Annotated in this window: 2 rRNA genes; both read right to left on the reverse strand. The window is 41.3% G+C overall.

The window, feature by feature from the left end:
• Positions 1-394 precede the first annotated feature (394 nt).
• Positions 395-512: ribosomal RNA gene (gene rrf, locus DXA13_RS20675) — 5S ribosomal RNA — on the reverse strand.
• Between the two features lie 67 nt (positions 513-579).
• Positions 580-641, reverse strand: a 16S ribosomal RNA gene (locus DXA13_RS20680); the annotation flags it as partial.

A 641-nucleotide genomic window follows, 5' to 3' on the forward strand; every position in this document is an offset into this window, starting at 1 on the left:
TGGCCCTGATCCCCTTTTTACGGGTGGAATCAGTTCCTAAGGATATATAGCGTTATATCCCCTGGCGTTTTGGTTCGTTTGTTATTGTTTCTTTTGACATGCCTTTTACCTTCATAAAAAGCATGACCTCGGATGTCTTGATATTTCTTTACGATTTATCATTTCATTTCAATATGCGGTTTTCAAGGTACATATTTGACTGAAGTTTATCAGTCATTAGCGAACTTAATCAAATTAAATTCACTAATCACTGGTAAAAACCAGTTATATGGAACAGCACTACCCTGCTGAATCAGGTTAACACGTTCTTTAACACAGGCCTCGCCTTTATCTCAGCCCATTGGAACATGTCCGTTCTATATAAAACACTCTTTTGAGTGATTTTTTAATATTGATCCGGCAGCCACCTGCTCTCCCATATCGTCTCCAATATAGTACCATCGGCCGCTTGAGTCTTAACCGTCGTGTTCGGGATGGGTACGGGTGTTTCCCCCAAACGCATCGCCACCGGAATCTCTTTTTTGTCCTTGTTTCAAAGACTAAACAGTATATAAAACCCTTACTTCTTCTTTTCCTTAGAAAGGAGGTGATCCAGCCGCACCTTCCGATACGGCTACCTTGTTACGACTTCACCCCAGTTA

Origin of the sequence: Clostridium sp. AM58-1XD (assembly GCF_003464085.1) — a bacterium.
Taxonomy (GTDB): Bacteria; Bacillota; Clostridia; order Lachnospirales; family Lachnospiraceae; genus Lachnoclostridium_A.